Annotated in this window: 14 protein-coding genes, 1 tRNA gene and 1 pseudogene; 11 read left to right on the top strand and 5 right to left on the bottom strand. The window is 36.3% G+C overall.

Translation table 11 applies throughout. The annotated features are described in order from the left end of the window. Nucleotides 1–130: 130 nt before the first annotated feature. From AC6ER9_RS03825 to AC6ER9_RS03815, 3 genes are all read right to left on the bottom strand, one after another. Complete coding sequence (locus tag AC6ER9_RS03825) at nucleotides 131–1,195, bottom strand: CobW family GTP-binding protein (protein ID WP_497075060.1); 1,065 nt, start codon at nucleotides 1,193–1,195, stop codon at nucleotides 131–133. Nucleotides 1,196–1,602: 407 nt separating this feature from the next. After that, nucleotides 1,603–2,700 carry a D-alanyl-D-alanine carboxypeptidase family protein gene (locus AC6ER9_RS03820; protein WP_497075059.1) on the bottom strand — a complete coding sequence of 366 codons (1,098 nt, stop codon included), beginning with the start codon at nucleotides 2,698–2,700 and terminating at the stop codon, nucleotides 1,603–1,605. Between the two features lie 616 nt (nucleotides 2,701–3,316). Then, entirely contained in the window at nucleotides 3,317–4,123 is an 807-nt protein-coding gene (locus tag AC6ER9_RS03815; RefSeq protein WP_497075058.1) for a lysophospholipid acyltransferase family protein, read from the bottom strand. A 130-nt stretch (nucleotides 4,124–4,253) separates the two neighbouring features. On the opposite strand from AC6ER9_RS03815, the gene thiD reads away from it, so the two are divergent. The 3 genes from thiD to AC6ER9_RS03800 all read left to right on the top strand — a co-directional run bounded on the left by thiD (nucleotide 4,254) and on the right by AC6ER9_RS03800 (nucleotide 6,179). Further along, complete coding sequence (gene thiD, locus AC6ER9_RS03810; protein WP_497075057.1) at nucleotides 4,254–5,111, top strand: bifunctional hydroxymethylpyrimidine kinase/phosphomethylpyrimidine kinase; 858 nt, start codon at nucleotides 4,254–4,256, stop codon at nucleotides 5,109–5,111. 462 nt (nucleotides 5,112–5,573) lie between these two features. Beyond that, the gene (locus AC6ER9_RS03805) at nucleotides 5,574–5,756 is read left to right on the top strand and encodes a hypothetical protein (protein ID WP_497075056.1); all 183 of its coding nucleotides are present in this window, start codon (nucleotides 5,574–5,576) and stop codon (nucleotides 5,754–5,756) included. Nucleotides 5,757–6,050: 294 nt separating this feature from the next. Then, the gene (locus AC6ER9_RS03800; protein ID WP_497075055.1) at nucleotides 6,051–6,179 is read left to right on the top strand and encodes a hypothetical protein; all 129 of its coding nucleotides are present in this window, start codon (nucleotides 6,051–6,053) and stop codon (nucleotides 6,177–6,179) included. A 1,233-nt stretch (nucleotides 6,180–7,412) separates the two neighbouring features. Here the strand turns inward: AC6ER9_RS03800 and AC6ER9_RS03795 are convergent. Beyond that, nucleotides 7,413–8,222 carry a GNAT family N-acetyltransferase gene (locus AC6ER9_RS03795; RefSeq protein ID WP_497075054.1) on the bottom strand — a complete coding sequence of 270 codons (810 nt, stop codon included), beginning with the start codon at nucleotides 8,220–8,222 and terminating at the stop codon, nucleotides 7,413–7,415. 174 nt (nucleotides 8,223–8,396) lie between these two features. Between AC6ER9_RS03795 and AC6ER9_RS03790 the strand changes: the two genes are divergently transcribed. After that, entirely contained in the window at nucleotides 8,397–8,573 is a 177-nt protein-coding gene (locus AC6ER9_RS03790) for a hypothetical protein (protein WP_497075053.1), read from the top strand. Between the two features lie 493 nt (nucleotides 8,574–9,066). On the opposite strand, the gene AC6ER9_RS03785 is transcribed toward AC6ER9_RS03790, so the two are convergent. Continuing rightward, a tRNA-Gly gene (locus tag AC6ER9_RS03785) sits at nucleotides 9,067–9,141 on the bottom strand. A 183-nt stretch (nucleotides 9,142–9,324) separates the two neighbouring features. Here AC6ER9_RS03785 and AC6ER9_RS03780 point away from each other — a divergent pair. The 7 genes and pseudogenes from AC6ER9_RS03780 (at nucleotide 9,325) to AC6ER9_RS03750 (ending at nucleotide 16,480) form a co-directional block, all read left to right on the top strand. After that, nucleotides 9,325–10,302 (top strand): ABC transporter substrate-binding protein, encoded by a 978-nt coding sequence (locus AC6ER9_RS03780; protein WP_497075052.1) that lies wholly within the window; start codon nucleotides 9,325–9,327, stop codon nucleotides 10,300–10,302. 63 nt (nucleotides 10,303–10,365) lie between these two features. Next, nucleotides 10,366–11,262 (top strand): ABC transporter permease, encoded by an 897-nt coding sequence (locus AC6ER9_RS03775; RefSeq protein WP_497075051.1) that lies wholly within the window; start codon nucleotides 10,366–10,368, stop codon nucleotides 11,260–11,262. Next, nucleotides 11,255–12,049, top strand: coding sequence for an ABC transporter ATP-binding protein (locus AC6ER9_RS03770; RefSeq protein WP_497075050.1), 795 nt, complete (start codon nucleotides 11,255–11,257; stop codon nucleotides 12,047–12,049). Before AC6ER9_RS03775 ends, AC6ER9_RS03770 begins: the two co-directional genes overlap by 8 nt. 4 nt (nucleotides 12,050–12,053) lie before the next feature. Then, nucleotides 12,054–13,094, top strand: a complete 1,041-nt coding sequence (gene holA, locus AC6ER9_RS03765; RefSeq protein WP_497075049.1) for a DNA polymerase III subunit delta — start codon at nucleotides 12,054–12,056, stop codon at nucleotides 13,092–13,094. A gap of 22 nt (nucleotides 13,095–13,116) precedes the next feature. Continuing rightward, nucleotides 13,117–13,383, top strand: a pseudogene (holA, locus tag AC6ER9_RS03760) (DNA polymerase III subunit delta); the annotation flags it as partial. A 491-nt stretch (nucleotides 13,384–13,874) separates the two neighbouring features. Continuing rightward, nucleotides 13,875–14,807, top strand: a complete 933-nt coding sequence (locus AC6ER9_RS03755; protein WP_497075048.1) for a prephenate/arogenate dehydrogenase family protein — start codon at nucleotides 13,875–13,877, stop codon at nucleotides 14,805–14,807. 821 nt (nucleotides 14,808–15,628) lie between these two features. Then, a complete protein-coding gene (locus AC6ER9_RS03750; RefSeq protein WP_497075047.1) occupies nucleotides 15,629–16,480 on the top strand; it encodes a YihY/virulence factor BrkB family protein in 852 nt (283 codons plus the stop codon). The last annotated feature ends 6 nt before the right edge of the window (nucleotides 16,481–16,486 follow it).

Here is a 16,486-nt window from a genome sequence, read left to right as displayed (position 1 = left end):
CGTCTCAAATGCTAAGAGATAGCTACACATTGGGAGCTGGCAAAATCTATGGTGAGAGTTATTTTTCTTCTTTAAAAGCGTTAAGAGGAGGGGGGAAACGGATTTACCGTTATATTCTTGAAGGAGAGAATTAAAATTTTATTCCTAGAATGATTAGAGGGTTTTCCAGTAGGGCTGTTTTGTCTGCTGTATCTATTGCTGGTTTATTAAAAAAAGCATTGAGAAGTTTTTGTATTGCTTCTTTTTCAATACCATCGGTAATGATGACAAAACGTGTTTGTTTTATTCCTTTTGGCCAAGTTGAAAGCCTTATAGGTGGATGGAAAAATGTTTGTACACCATGTAATACAAGTGGGCGATAAGGATCATTGCGCAATGCGATAATAGCTTTAATACGGAGTAATTTTTCACCATAACGGTTGTGTAGGAGCTCTAATAAAGTCTCAATGGTGGCATAATCAACAAGATCTTCACAGTCTAGTGAAAAGGTACGAATGGTTTTGTGGGGGGAATGATCATGTGGCGCTGTTTTAAGATTTTGTTTAAGGTGTATATTTTCTCCTTTTTCATCCCATAATGTGTGATTTATTAATAGATTATTTAAGCAGAAATCTTCAGAATGGGCATCGATGATTTGTGCTGTAGGATTCATTGTTTTGAGTGTGTTAAGGAATCCATCTGAAAGCGTTTGTGGAGCTGTAAGATCTGTTTTTGTGAGAATAATTTTATCAGCAAAGATTAATTGTTTATATATTTCAGGATAGCGCTCACATATGGAAAGAGTGCTTAATGTATCAAATGTTGCAAGAACAGTATTTATGGACAATGTTTGAATAAACAATGGGTGACTTAAAAGTATTTGTAAAATAGGGGCAGGATCAGCCATCCCTGTTGTTTCAATAATAATGTGATTGAGTTGTTTGATCTGTCCTGTTTGAACGCGATTGATTAAATCAATTAATGTCTCGATGAGATCACTGCGTAAATTGCAACATAAGCAACCATTGGCAAGCTCAATAATTCCTTCTGTGGTTTTTTCAACTAGAAGGTGGTCAATACTGATTTCACCAAATTCATTGATGATAACAGCACATTCTGTTAAGAGAGGGTCATTTAGCATACGGTTGAGCAAGGTTGTTTTGCCAGAGCCTAAAAAACCAGTAATAAGCGTGAGAGGAATGCGCTTTATTTTCATTTTAATTATCAACCGCGGTTTTATTTTAAAGAAACATATCTTACGACGTCAATCCCATTCATGATTGGGCTTGTAAAGGAATATAATGGTCAATTTCCTATGAAGTCCATTTTATCATTACTTTTAAATTTATAAAGGTAAGTCTGGGCATAAGCATACACTTTTACAGTGATAATGTTATGATACTTCTTGGTACTTGAAGGGTTTTATAGGAGGAGTTTTAATTCCTTGGCTTTGATTATTTTGTTTATATGCTCATCCATCTTGTGACGTGCAAGAGATCGGTTTTAATTGATTTAACAGATATAGATTTGTAATGAGTCAATCTTACGATATTTATGGTTTTGATATAAGGGGTAAAATAGTGAGTTATCATTATAAATTATGGTGTTACAATTAACCACAGATTACATTTTAGGTTTTTTTATAAAGCGCTTTGCGCGCTTTTTATACGGAATGTTGGGTTTTTTCAGTGGTTTTACGATCATTTTAGGTATTTGAGGTGTATGAATGAGGTGTACTTCTAAAGGATGAGAAAAAGAGGGTGGAGCAGTGATAAAAGGTGAGGTGAGAATAATATTTCCTTGATCATCATACGAATTGGCATGCATTTTTATGGCTTCAGGGGTGCATGTTTGTTGTCTCATATTGTTGGCTTGTGTCATATGATTCCCATAAGGTTTTAATGTTGCTAGGGTTAATAGGGGGCTTCCTTGATGCAAAAATCCTATTTCAAGAAGTTGTGCTGCTTTTTCTTCTCTTTCGCTTATGTTTGTAGCGCCTAGAATAACAGCAATAATTGTACGTTTATGGCGGGTGGCTGAGGCAACAAGATTAAAACCAGAGGCGCAAATGAAGCCTGTTTTCATACCATCTATTCCATAAAAACGGCCAATGAGATTGTTTGAGTTATACTGGATTTTTCGGTTATTACCAAAATCAATCGCTGGAATAGAAAAATAATGAGCATATTGTGGAAACTCTCGACGTATTTGCATGGCTAAAAGAGCAATATCACGTGCTGTGGAGTAGTTTTGAGGATCTGGTAAACCACTTGCATTTGCAAAATGGGTGCCAAACATGCCTAAACGTTTAGCTTCACTATTCATTTTGCGTACAAAAGCTTTTTGTGAACCGGCAACGGCTTCACTCATAGCAATGGCCAAATCATTGGTAGATTTAACCATGGTGATACTTAAGGCTGTATCAAGTGTGAGAACAGAACCAGCTTTATAGCCTGAATGATACGCAGGAGCTTTTGCTGCGTATTGGCTGATGGTGATCGGTTTGTTGGGGGAAATTTCTCCTCGGCTCATGGCACGAAAAATAACATAAGCGGTCATTAATTTTGTTAGGGAAGCTGGATACCAACGCTCAAAAGCTTGATTATGTTTTAAGATATGCCCCGTTGTAACATCAACAGAAATAAAAGGCTGCGCTAAAGTAACAGTGCTGAACAAACTCAAAATGAAATAAAAAAATAAATTATAGAAAATACGTTTCATGAGTTTAAATTCAGTTCCTTCTTATTCATTATTTAGAATTGTTTTAATGTAACATACAACGCTTTTAAGTCCAGGATAGAGAGGATAGATGGTTAACTGCTGAATTCGTTATGTTTTTAGGGATAAAAAAACCAACGCTCATCTTTATTTTCCCCTTGAATTTGGTTTGATGGTTTAAGTCTCTCAAGAAATACTTTTTAAATGATGAAGATTGTACAAAATTTCATATTCTTGGGGAAATTGATGTTTTGCAAGGAAGGAACAGGCCGATATAATCATACGTTTTGCAGGTTATTATATTTAATAATACATTGATTTATAATGATAATTCGCTATTTTCGTATTGAATGAGGATTTCCAAAAGTTATAAGCTTTTCTTATTGCAAATCTATTTCAAGTCGAATAGCGAAAATTATCTTTATAAATCAATATTATGTGTATTATTTAAACGATTTTAGAGAAGGGAAGAAGCTTTTCCAAAGAATTTTATATATTCGTTGTTTTTTTTATAATGTATGTGTGTTTTATAATTTTGAATAAGAAGATTTGAAGGATTTTCCTTAATAGATTTGTTTCATATGCTTTATTTAACAGACAAAGTGATATTGTTTACCAGTCAAGGTTGTGTTTCATGATGCTTCAGTTTTTGAAGCTTTTGAACAGCCGATGGTGGCATAGGAGGAGGGGTAGAATCTTGAGCTGCTAAGAGGAGCAGTTCATCACAGGCTTCTTCAGTTTTTTGGATAAGTTGATCTAAAAAGTCACGTTTGCTTAAACCAGCTTCTATTGGAGGGAGAATACGAACACGAATTGTTCCAGGATAGCGTCGGAAATTACCTCGTGGCCAATATAAACCCGCATTATGCGCAATAGGGACAACTTGAAGTCCTAATTCATTATAGAGCGCGACAATTCCGGACTTATAATCTGGTTCTTGACCGGGCTGTCGGCGTGTTCCTTCCGGAAAAATGAGGATTTGACGCCCTTGTTTTATTTTCTCTTTTGCTTTTTGTATAACTGTTTTTAAGGCTTTGATGGGCGTTGTGCGGTTAATGGGGATAATTTGTGTTTTTGCCATATACCAGCCAAACAATGGAATCCACATCAATTCACGTTTTAAAATGAGCGTAGGATCATCAAGATAGGGAACAAGACTAAAGGTTTCCCATGCAGATTGATGTTTGGGAGCAATGATATAAGCTCCTTTGGGGAGATTTTCTAATCCTTCAATTTCATAACGTGTACCTGCGATGTACTTTTGTAAAAAGAGTGTAACGCGTGCCCATGTTTTGGGAACGATCCATGCCTTTTTGCGTGGCATGAGAAAATAAACGGGAGCATAAAGGATCATTTGTATGAAAGTTGTTGTATAAAAAGCAAACGTAAAAAGAATAGAACGAAGGATAAGCACTAGATTTTCCATTTTATATCTATAAAAAGAATTCATATATAATATAATTCACATGAGAAAACATTTTCTTTATGTTTTTTCAAGAATCTATTTTTTCAGTAACTCATTTTCCAATATTAAAAAACAAGAAGGAAAGAGGTTAATGGAATTACAAAAAGATAAACTTTTTATTCCACGAATTTTATCTATTGCAGGAACAGATCCTTCTGGTGGTGCTGGAATGCAGGCGGATTTGAAAGTTTTTTCGGCTATGAAAACTTATGGTATGAGTGTGGTTACAGCTGTTGTTGCACAAAATACCCAAGGTGTACGTTCTTTTCAAGCATTAGATGCTTCTTTTGTTGCTGATCAAATTGATTCTGTTTTTGAGGATATCCATGTTGATGCTGTTAAAATTGGTATGGTGGCAAATGCTCAGATTGCACAAGTTATAGCAGAACGTCTTGCCTATCACAAAGCGCGTTTTATTGTTTTTGATCCCGTTATGGTGGCAAAAAGTGGCGATGTGCTTTTACAGCCGGATACTATTGAAATTATGCGTGATGTTCTTGTGCCCATGGCAACTTTGATCACACCAAATTTACCTGAGGCATCTTTGTTACTGGGATGTGAGGTGCAATGGTCGTTAAAGGCTATGTATCAATATGCGCCACAATTGTTGGCACTTTGTTGTAAGGCAGTGCTGTTAAAAGGGGGGCATTTAAGCACTCTTGCTGTAAAAGATATGGAGAATGACAATTGTTCTAGTCCGGATCTTTATTGTGATGGTGAAGATCTTGTCATGCTTGAGACGCCTCGTCTCACAACTACGCATGACCACGGTACCGGTTGTACCATTTCTGCTGCAATTGCAGCATTATTGCCTACACAGCCTTTATTGTGTGCGGTTAAACAAGCAAAGGACTATTTACATGGAGCGTTATCTTCTTCAAATGCTTTGCAAGTAGGAAAAGGACGTGGTCCCCTTCACCATTTTTATGCATTATGGAAGAGTGTATGAAGAAATTGATGTGACAAAATTTTCTATTCTGCTGTGTGTTTTGTCGTGATATTTTCTATGCTTATATAAATAACGAATAAAAAAGTGTTGTTTGGCACGAGGGGGGCACTTATGTGGAAAGAGGTGGGATGAGGAAGTAAAAAAGGAGAAAAGGGCTGTAAGAGGTCTTTTAAGATCTTTTGAAAAATCTTTGAAAACTTAGAAAATCATTTTTGAAATGTTTTTTACAAAAATTAAACAAGAAGTTTAATGCGTCTTAAAAATAGCTAAAAAACAAAAGAGCAAAAAGATTTTCATGATCATTGGTCAGTGATATTAGTCTTTAACATTTATTGTCATTCTGTTGGCGATCATTTTTCAATATGTCGTCAGATTTGTCGGAGAAATAGAGGGGAGGGTTCTGTTGCCATTATTTTGGGGTCTGTGCGTCAACTTTCATTAACAAAAACGTTGTTTGGCTGATTGCCTATTGATGCATCTCTTCATTGGGTTGATGTTTGTGAACAGCCTTTGCCGATTGCTAATCCAGATTATCATCATGATTTGGAGGCTCATCCCAGTGCTGCCGTTCGTCAATTTGTTAAAACAATTGCAGCTGGGATTATTCTTTCTAGCCCCCTTTATTCAAGAGTTTTATTCGGGTGATTAAAAAAATGCTCTTGATCATTTGGCCTATAATGCTTTTTTAAAGAAACCGGTTGGGCTTATCTCTCATGGTCATGTAGCCAAGAAATGTGCACAATCGTGCGAACATTTATTGCCGGTGGGTACGTACGCTTTATGGTTATTCCCTACAGTGTTAAGTCGCTTCAGCTAAAGAGGATTGGGTATCGGATGAGGAGGGGTACACATGGAAAGTTCTTAGTGAAGAGGTACGGGTGCGTTGTGAGCGGCTTGCTGATGAAATGTATACGTTTTTAGACCAGAAAGTTGGGAAAGATGATAAAAAATGACGCGCAATATCGTTATTTAGTGGTAGGTGGCACGGGGATGCTTGCTTCTTTGTATCAGTCGCTAAAGTCACAAGAAGTGATTATTGCAGCGCGCTTTCTTTTTCATAGGGATTAGCTTGAAGCATTCCCAAAAAACTCTCTGTGCGTACCGTTAGATTATTATTGTGCGGCTTCGCGGGCGCAATTTTTAGAAGCTGTAAAGTAATGGGGTGGGGTGAAATATTGTATATTATGGGTTCATTCGCCTGCCCATGCATTTTCTTGTGCGTTGATTGAGTTGTTGGCTTTTTTGGCTAAGCCACCGTGTATTCTTCATGTTTTTGGCTCCAATTTTCATGATCAAATGCGTGTTGATTATGCGTATAAAAATGAGGTTGATTTCATATCTGTTAAATGAGGACGAAAAACAATGTCAAATGGTTGGCGTTGGCTTACATATCAGGAAATAAGCCAACAGGTATTGAATGCCATGAAAAATCATGAAAAATTGCGTAAATAAATTAAAATCGTAATTTAGTTGAAAGAGCTGATTGGCTTTAGGATTCTTTTGATATGTAAAAACTTTTTATGGAGAAGACAATATTAAAATCAGTTGAGATTTTTCCATAAGTGCGGCTGAAGGGTGATTCGTGCGAGATTTGGTAAGAATGAGTTGAAAAAGTTTCAACTGGTATGCTTATCAATGTGGGAAACTGTGTAATCACGATTTTATGTTGAGAGAGTCAATAAGGAAAAAGAATAATCATATGGTGGAGTAGCAGAAATTATAGAAGAGGTATACGTAATCACTAAAAAAGGAAAAGTTACGATAGGCTGAAAGTATCGTTGCTGCTTTGTATATTCTATTTAAATCGCGTGTTTTTCTAAAAAGAGCTGTTGTTAAAAGCTTTTACCATAGCCGATTTTTTCTGGTTATCTGTCGTGATCAAAGAGTTTACCGTTAGCTTCACAAACAAGAATTGGGTTTGCGTGAATTGAAGTTTTATAGACAAAGGCAATAAGAAGGTTGCTCAGTGTATGTTAGATATGTTGGAGATACGAAAAATCTTCAATCAATTTACACGAAAAACAATAAAACAATTTATTTGCGTAACGCTTTAAGTAATGTAATTCGTATTACAGAACTCATCATCCTAATTGCAATTTTAAGAAAAAGAAAAAACTCCCTAAAGAGGTTATGACCTTTAAAAGGCCTTTTTATATAAAGCGGAAAATTTTTCTGTTAAACTAACCATATAAAAGAAATATGGTGAAATTATCCGTCATATCAAATTAAAAGCTTTTCATTTGTTTAAAGTGGATTTGTAAATCGTAAATTCTCTTAAGTGGCGAAAAAAAGAATTCATTGTTAAATGATCATGTGTTTATTGGAATAAACTTTAAATTCACCAAAGTTTATAAAACCCAACTTTTTATAAATGCCACTTCCCTCTTGAGAGGCTTGCATACCAATGACATCACATTTCTTTCTTTTTAAATGTTCAATGGCAATTTTTGTCATGAATGTCCCAATACCTTTTTTCTGAAAATTTGGATTGGTGACAATATCATACACCCCACCAATTTCATCTGCTTTAATACAAAAGCATATGGCTACAGGATTGTTATTGATATAACCAACGAACATATCGACATTAGGGTCTTTTTTATAACAACCTCCTATGGTTTCATAAAATATGACCGCCTCTTCATCAAAAGGCTCGAATACGGATGCCATAACATTTCCGTAATCTCTAAAATCTTGCAGTGTTTCAACTTCCTTGATTTTGAAGTTATCCGGCGTAGAAGTAATGTACGAATCTATATCTTGCGCTAAAGCTGCCATTCCCACTTCTGTTTCAACATGCTCTAAACCAATAGATAAGAGAACTTCATCAACTTTATAATAAGATGAATGAGGTCCAACCCACCAAGCTAAAGGGAGTTTCTGTGCATTAAAGGAATCGACTATGGACTTTGCTTGGCCTAGCGATATCGTTTCTTGTAAATTTTTAGCAGAGATAATATTGAATGTGTCTGAAGCAAATGTTGAATGAACAGAAGATACACCATTTGAAAAATCAATAACCTGCATTTGGGGGCATAATTTTGGTAAAAAACGTACCTTTGAACAAAAATTATTCTCTAATGATAAGTCGATTTTTGATTTGTTTAACATCTTTTTTCCTTGCTATTACTTATCATTTCTTATTGATCTTTTAACTGGGGTTGTAAAAATCTGTCAGCTCAAAGGTAATCCCAAATTATTTTAAATTAAGCCTTTATGACCTATAAGTCCGTAACAGGTCTGCGGCTAATATTAAAAAAATTATCTTCAGGATGGCAAGAGGCTATGATCAATGTCTTTGGGAAAAATTCCTGTGGCAAAAATGTCTCTGGAAAACTTGAAGTTATTGGTGCCAAACAACGCTATGGTTCAATGGGGATAGTTCCTATTGCTTTCCAATCCGATTTTACACAGTTTAGTAATTTAGCAAGTCGCACTGATCGCTTAGAAAAATCCACTTAAATCACTTTCATATAAATAAGGATTATTTTTTATGAGCTAAAAATTATATCCCGATGATTGCAGAGTAAAATCCCATAAATTCTTACAAAAAATGACAAATCTTCAATGAGATCAAAGTGCAATTTTTTCAATTGGGATGGGAGAGAGCAATAGGGTCAAGTTGATCCAATTGTATCAATGGTAAGAAATAAGGTAAACACGAGAGAATTCCTTTCGTTTAAGCAATGGGTAATGTTTACTGAAAAAGGGAATAAAATAGAGGTTGGGCTGGTCTACGCATTAAAGAGTTTTAAAATAATCTTTTAAATGTCTTTGAAGCCCCTTTAAAAATCCCTTGAAAATTATTTGAAAGAAAATAAAGTGGTCCAGTGTCAAAATATACAAAACCCTCTGACAAGCTATAACCTGCTGCCAAACTACACTGATGACATGCTACAATTGCAAATGCAAACTGCAAAAAACAAATAGAGGAATTAAGTAAATCAAAACTCAATGGAGCGGGCGATGGGATTCGAACCCACGACCCCAACCTTGGCAAGGTTGTGCTCTACCCCTGAGCTACACCCGCTCATCGATTCGATATATACTGTGCTTGTATGGCTTAGGCTTCTGAGAATTGCAACAAAAAAATATCATCTTAGTTTGATTTATTTTGTTTATGTTTCGATACAATAAAATAAAGATTGCTTTTAAAAGATTCTTCAGTAATAAATTACTACTTTTTTAATTTTGCATGGAGAGGGGTGGTCTTATGTTGAAGAGAGTAAATATATTAGGGATTGTCATTGCAGCTGTTTTTATGATGAACAGTATTGCAACAGCGGATGATCAGGTTAAGCACGTTAAAGTTGCTTTAACACAAATTATGGTTCACCCTGCTGCTGATGCTGTTCGTAAAGGTGTGGAAGATGTTCTTGCAGAAAATGGTTATAAGCAAGGTGAAAATTTTCAGCTAACCTTTTTATCAGCGCAAGGCAATATTTCAACAGCAACACAAATTGCACGTAAATTTGTTGGTGATAAACCCGATGTTATTGTCGCAATTACCACGCCTTCAGCGCAAACAATGCTTGCAGCAACAAAAACAATTCCTATTGTCTTTGCTGCAATTTCAGATCCTATTGGAGCTAAAATCGTTTCTTCTTTGACTAAACCTGGTGGTAATGTAACAGGGAGTTCTGATCGCATAGATGTTGCTGAAAGTGTTAAACTTTTGCAAGAAGTAAAACCAGATTTGAAAAAAATTGGTTATCTTTATAATGCTTCTGAGGCAAATTCTGTTTCAACACTTAAGACGTTAAAGGATGTAGCAAAAAAAGCTGGAATTGAAATCATTCCTTCATCAGCCCCAAAGCCTTCTGATGTTCAGGCTGCAACGCGCGCTTTAATTGGTAAGGTCGATGTTATTTTTGTTCCTGCTGATAATACGATTCTGTCTGTTTTAGAGGGCGCAATAAAGGTCACACAGGAAGCTAATATACCTGTATTTACTGTGGATGCTAATACGATAGGACGCGGGCCTTTTATGACTCAAGGTGTGAATTTCTATGATGTAGGCGTTGATGCTGGGAAATTGGTTGTGCGTATTCTAAAGGGTGAAAAGCCTGGTGATATTGATGTTGTGCATGCGGCTAATAATGATATTCGAATTGATATGAAAGCAGCAGAAAAAGCAGGAATTGTTATCCCTCAGTCCGTTATTGACCGTGCGACAAAAGTGATTCAATGACTTTTGTCGATAGGATGTTGATACAATAAAAGTGCGTTAAGTTTTCATGGAGATTATCTTTACATGAATATATTTGCGTTTTCTGGCGCTGTGGAATTAGGTCTTATTTATGCGTTTGTTGCTATAGGGGTTTATCTCTCATTTCGCGTTTTGGATTTTCCTGATTTAACAGTTGATGGCTCATTTCTTCTCGGGTCCTGTGTCTGTGGTGTCTTGATTCTTTTAGGGTTTAACGCATGGACAGCTATGGCATGTGCTTTTTTTGCAGGTATGGCTGCTGGTTTATTAACAGCTCTGTTGAATTTGCGTTTTGGTATTTTGAACCTTTTAGCTTCTATTTTAACAATGTCCGCACTTTATACGGTTAATCTTCGTATTATGGGTATTATGGGAGGGTCTAATGTTAATTTAGCGCTTGCTGATACAGTTTTAACGCCCTTTTATAATCTGTTTGGTTTGTCTGATATTTTTGTACGTCCTCTTTTCGTTGGTACTGTATTATTGGTTGTGGCATTTTTGATTTGGCGGTTTTTGGAAAGTGAAATTGGTCTGGCTATGCGTGCAATGGGTGCTAATCCACGTATGGCGACAGCGCAAGGTGTTCATACATCAGCATTGATTTATTTTGGTATGGGGCTTTCCAATGCTTGTGTTGCACTTGGTGGTTCTCTTTATATTCAAACTGCGATCGCCACCGATATTACCGGTGGAATTGGAACAATTGTTTTTGGGTTAGCTGCCGTGATTATTGGTGAAACGCTCTTTCGTACACGTAATATTTTTTGGATTATAATCAGCTGTATTGTGGGATCTGTGCTTTATCGTGTGGCGGTGCAATTTGCATTTGAAGCTAATGGCATTGGGATTGATACATCGACAGATCTTCAGTTGATTACTTCACTGTTGGTTGTTTTAACTCTTGTTGTGCCACGCTATTGGAGGAGGCGTAAACGTGATTGAGTTTTGTCATGTTGGGGTTACATTTAAACCGCAAACGCCTTTGGAAAAACAGGCTTTAATTGATATTAACCTCAAAATTGATCAGGGTAGTTTTGTAACCGTTATCGGTTCAAATGGTGCAGGTAAATCAACTTTGCTCAGTGTTTTAGCAGGGGCAACACTTCCCTCGACAGGAAAAGTGGTTATCAATGGACAAAATGTTTCTAGGCAATCGGTTAGTGAACGTGCTGGAAAGGTTGCGTGTGTTTTTCAAGATTCATTAATGGGAAGTTGTGGTTCTTTAACAATTGAAGAAAACTTAGCTCTTGCGGCACTTCGGGGAAATCGTCGTAGTTTGCGTTCAGCTTTAAACCATGAAAAAAGGCAATTTTTTCGTGAGAAAATTGCTCAATTAGGTATTGGTCTTGAGGCATATATTCAAAATCCTATGGACAGTTTATCTGGTGGACAACGCCAAGCCGTTTGTCTTGTGATGGCAACGTTAGCGCATGCGGATGTTTTATTACTTGATGAACATACTTCAGCGCTTGATCCTGGAATGGCTGATTTTGTGATGCGATTGACTGAAAAAATCGTTGAAGAGAAAAAATTAACGACTATGATGGTGACCCATTCTATGCGTCAAGCTCTTGATTATGGTGACCGAACATTGATGTTACATGGTGGAAAAGTAATTTTGGATGTCTGTCATGAAGAGCGTCAAGGATTGGATGTTAATGATTTAATTGGCATGTTTCAGAAAGTTCGTGGGGAAGTTCTTGATGATGATGAACTATTAATGGATTAATAGTGTGGCTCAGAAAAAAACACATGAGGTTGATCAGTTTCTAACGCGTTTTTCACGTGCTTTTCCTATTGTTCTGATTTATGGATCAGACCGTGGTCTTATTTGTGAGCGTGCACAACGTTTTGCAAAGCTTACAAAGGTTGAAATAGAAGATCCATTTTCGACAATTCGTTTGGATGCTGCTGAAATTGATAAAGAGCCTGCACGTTTGGAAAATGAAGCCCATACTGTATCTCTTTTTGGGGGAGATCGTCTGATATGGATTTCGAATGCTGCTAACCAAAAAGGTTTTCTTACAGTCTTGAAGATTTTAATTGAGAAACCACCAGAGAAAAGTTTTATTCTCATTGAAGCAGGGGATTTAAAAAAAGGAACAGGGTTGCGCAATGCTGTTGAAACAGCATCAAGTGCAATGGCTTTACCCTGTTTTGCAGATGATATGCGTTCTCTTGACGGTTTGATTGATGAGGCTTTAGCGCAGTTTAAGAAGACTCTTTCTTTGGATGCACGCAAATGGTTGCATGAAAGTTTAGGAGCCGATCGCCTTGTATCACGAGGTGAATTAGAGAAGCTTTGTCTTTACGCTGAAGATGTTCATATTACTCTTGAAGATGTTAAAGCTGTTGTAAGCGATGTTAGTGCTCTTTCTCAAGATGAAGTCATTGATGCTCTTTTGTTGGGCGATATATCAAGCTTTGAGGCGCATTTTAACCGACATGCTGCAGGCCATGGGACGCTTTTTTTCATTTTGAATACAGCACAAAGGCATTTTCAGCAATTACAGCTGTTGCGTTATCAGGTAGAGGTTGAAGGAAAATCACCTTTTGCGGTGGTTTCTCAAGCACGGCCTCCTATTTTTTTTCAGCGAAAAAAGACTGTTGAACAAGCTTTAAAATATTGGAAGTTAGAACAGATTTCTTACGCAATGGAAAGAATTGAGAGGGCTGTTTTAGACAGTCGTAAAAATCCGCTTTTGGGTGAAGCCATCATTCGTCAAGTTTTGTTAGGGCTTACAATTATTGCACGACGCCAGATGGCAGCCTAACATTTTAAAAATGTGATGACTTTTTATTTTGAGGGTGACACAAAGGTATCTTCAGCAATTGCAGCTGTTGCATTATCAAGGAACTTGAAGAAAAATCACCTTTTTCGGTGGTTTCTCAAACACGGCCTCCTATTTTTTTCAACGAAAAAAGACTGTTGAACAAGCTTTAAAATATTGGAAGTTAGAACAGGTTTCTTACACAATGGAAAGAATTGAGAGTACGGTTTTAGAAAGCTGTAAAAATTCGCTTTTGCGTGAAGCTTTTATACTTAACAAAAGTGCAATCTAGCACTTACCACGTATTTTGCTCGCTTTTAATGTTGTGATAACTCTTGGCATGAGAGAGTGTGAGGCTTTTTATTTATTCTTTTAAGTGTCTTATCCATAGGCTATTCCTCTTGTGAGGGACAAAAGATATAATTTTGATTAATTGAATAGAAGAAGGCTTAAAATGAAATAAGCCTGAGATATTTAAGAGATTGTTTCACTATATAAACAATGTAATTATGATTATTAATCAATGCGTTATATGCTATTAAGCAATGAAGTAAGAATTTTAAAGCTTGGTATTAAATTTTTTCACGTATTTTTTTGCGTTTTCCAGGTAAAATGATCTGTTTTTTGTTTGCACAGGTGATGATGGGTAAATTGCGTTATTCTTTATTCCTTGGTTGTAGTTTTTTAATGTTTTGTGCATAACTCTTGAACAAATAGACAAGGAAATTATGGTTTTTACAATTGTCCTTTTTGTCATTTGCAAAGAATCTTTAAAGGTGAAAGATGCCCCATATTCAATTTGAAAAAATAGCGCTCATAGGGATTGGTTTGATTGGATCTTCTTTAGCAAGAGTGATTAAAAAGAAAAATCTTTCAGCTGAGATTTCTGTTGCCACGCGTCGTCAAGAAACATTGGAAAGAGCGCGTGAATTGGAACTTGGAGATTTTTATACAACGGATAATGCAAAGGCTGTTGAAGGTGCTGATCTCGTTATTATTTCTGTTCCTGTTGGGGCGAGTGCAGAGGTCGCAAAAAGCATTCATAACCATTTAAAGCTAGGGGCGATTGTGAGTGATGTTGGTTCTACAAAAGAATTGGTTATTTCAGAAATGGCGCCTTTGTTGCCAAAAACGGTTCATTTTATTCCAGGGCATCCTATTGCGGGAACGGAATATTCAGGTCCGGATGCTGGTTTTGCTGATTTATTTATGAATCGCTGGTGTATTTTAACACCTTTTGCAGACAGTGATGCGGCGGCTGTAGCACGATTGACAGCGTTTTGGGAAGCTTGTGGGGCGCGTGTCGAAAAGATGGAGCCTAAGCATCATGATCTTGTGTTGGCAATTGTTTCGCATTTGCCACATTTGATTGCGTATAATACCGTCGGGACAGCGAGTGATTTAGAAAAAGTAACAAATTCGGAAGTGATTGCTTATTCTGCTTCTGGTTTTCGTGATTTTACGCGTTTGGCATCTTCTGATCCCGTTATGTGGCGGGATATTTGTTTGCATAATAAAGAGGCTATTTTAGAGATGTTGGGGCGCTTTAGTGAAGGGCTTGCTTTTTTAGAACAAGCAATTCGTGTAGGAGATGGTGAAACACTGTTTAATTTTTTTACTCGTACGCGTGCTGTGCGTCGTAATATTATTGATGCAGGGCAGGAAATTGATGCCCCTGATTTTGGGCGTCATAGCGTTTCTAAAGAGGGAATGTAAAATAAGAGACTTTTGAATTTTGCGCTGTTGTTTTGCTTAATTTTTATCATTCTTTTTGGTCGTAATATCTGTTCTTTTTGATTGTTCGTTGTGATTAAGATACGGCGTTGTTTTTAAGAGTCTTTAGGCTGATAAGGGAGCGCTTACCTTTTTCCCCCATTCTGGGCTCTCAAAAGGTTTTTGCATCCTGATAAGCGGCGTTTGTTGTTTTGGTTAACAAAACCGCATAAAGGAGAGCAAAGTTCATAAGGATATGCTCCTAGTTCAATTTGTTTTATGATATTGTGTTCTTTATAAAACTTGTCCTTTTGTTGTCTCTTGCTTGTCAACATTTAAATCTCACACAATGGTATATTTGAAATAAATATTAAGATGATTGAGTGTATTTGTTTTTTAGCTTTTGTATGCCAGTTTGGGACTGGAGTATGCTATCTGTTTGATTTATCTTTTAACATGGAAAAATAATTTCATTTGAGAACGATATAAAACAAGTAAAAGTAGAAATTCATTTCCGTCTATTCTTTTTCAATTTAAGCTTTTTAGCGTGAAAAAGCGTGTAGGGAAATGTCTTTTCTCCAGATTTTATTTTTGTTGCGTTTTTTTATGGAGGGCAGCTCTTAAGTATGAAATACAACGCTTCAAACAGAAGATATTTTATTGGTAAAATTTTTTGGCTTATTCTTTTCAGTTTTAGGACAGCGTGAGACTTGACCGCATGGATTATTGCCCTCTATACTGTAAAATGTTTGTTTTTAAAGTCTTGATGGTTTTTATAAAGTATGAGATAACTGAAAAAGGATGTTACCAGAAAGTATTGAGGTTTGTTAAAAAATATCTTTTGGTGGAGCTATCGTATTTTTTGTGATGCAATAAGTCATTACTGGCGTGATAATGGAAGTGCTTTTGCAAGTCATGTTGCGCTATCGGGGCTTTTAGCATTTTTTCCTTTCTTCATTTTTGGAATATCTTTTGCTCGTTTTCTCGGGGCTTTTACCTATACACCGCAAAAAATTAAAGCATTGGTGCAGTTATTGCCTGATGTTATTGCAGAGCCTTTATCTCAGGAAGTTGTCAAGGTTTTAACTTTTCATAAAGGAGGTGTGTTAACGCTTTCTGTTATTGGAGCAGCTTATTTTGCTTCTAATGGAATAGAAGCTTTGCGTACGGCTTTAAATAAAGCTTACCGAGTTGTTGACCGACGGAGTTTGTTGTTTTGTCGTTTTCAAAGTTTGTTTTTTGTGATTCTTGGAGCTTTTGGTCTTGTTGTGATGAGCTTTTTATTAATTTTATCACCTTTGCTGATCAAAATTATGCAAAATCATTCTTTTTTAATGACTGAGTATATTGGGGTTATTCGTTTATGGCGTTATACAATTGCAGTTATTGTTTTGTTTATCAGTCTTTTGATTGTTCATAAATGGCTTCCAGCAGGAAAGCGGAAATTTATAGATATTTTACCAGGAATTGTGGTGACAATTTTTGTATGGTTTATGGCTTCTCTTGCTTTTGCGCAATATTTAACGATGTTTGATTATATTTCAACCTATGCGGGGTTAGCATCTATTATGGTTGCCATAATTTTTCTTTACATATTAAGCGCAATTTTTATTTTGGGGGGTGAAATAAATGCTGCAATAATGTTTTATCGCAATTATTGGCAATCTCTTCGATGAATGAAA

Source organism: Bartonella sp. SL317, from assembly GCF_059687655.1.
This window is presented reverse-complemented; position numbering and strand designations above follow the sequence as displayed.

Coding starts and splice junctions, on each gene's coding strand:
- AC6ER9_RS03825 (WP_497075060.1), bottom strand. CDS start 1,195: ATGAAAATAAAGCGCATTCCTCTCACGCTTATTACTGGTTTTTTAGGC.
- AC6ER9_RS03820 (WP_497075059.1), bottom strand. CDS start 2,700: ATGAAACGTATTTTCTATAATTTATTTTTTTATTTCATTTTGAGTTTG.
- AC6ER9_RS03815 (WP_497075058.1), bottom strand. CDS start 4,123: ATGGAAAATCTAGTGCTTATCCTTCGTTCTATTCTTTTTACGTTTGCT.
- thiD (WP_497075057.1), top strand. CDS start 4,254: ATGGAATTACAAAAAGATAAACTTTTTATTCCACGAATTTTATCTATT.
- AC6ER9_RS03800 (WP_497075055.1), top strand. CDS start 6,051: ATGATAAAAAATGACGCGCAATATCGTTATTTAGTGGTAGGTGGCACG.
- AC6ER9_RS03795 (WP_497075054.1), bottom strand. CDS start 8,222: ATGTTAAACAAATCAAAAATCGACTTATCATTAGAGAATAATTTTTGT.
- AC6ER9_RS03790 (WP_497075053.1), top strand. CDS start 8,397: ATGATCAATGTCTTTGGGAAAAATTCCTGTGGCAAAAATGTCTCTGGA.
- AC6ER9_RS03780 (WP_497075052.1), top strand. CDS start 9,325: ATGTTGAAGAGAGTAAATATATTAGGGATTGTCATTGCAGCTGTTTTT.
- AC6ER9_RS03775 (WP_497075051.1), top strand. CDS start 10,366: ATGAATATATTTGCGTTTTCTGGCGCTGTGGAATTAGGTCTTATTTAT.
- AC6ER9_RS03755 (WP_497075048.1), top strand. CDS start 13,875: ATGCCCCATATTCAATTTGAAAAAATAGCGCTCATAGGGATTGGTTTG.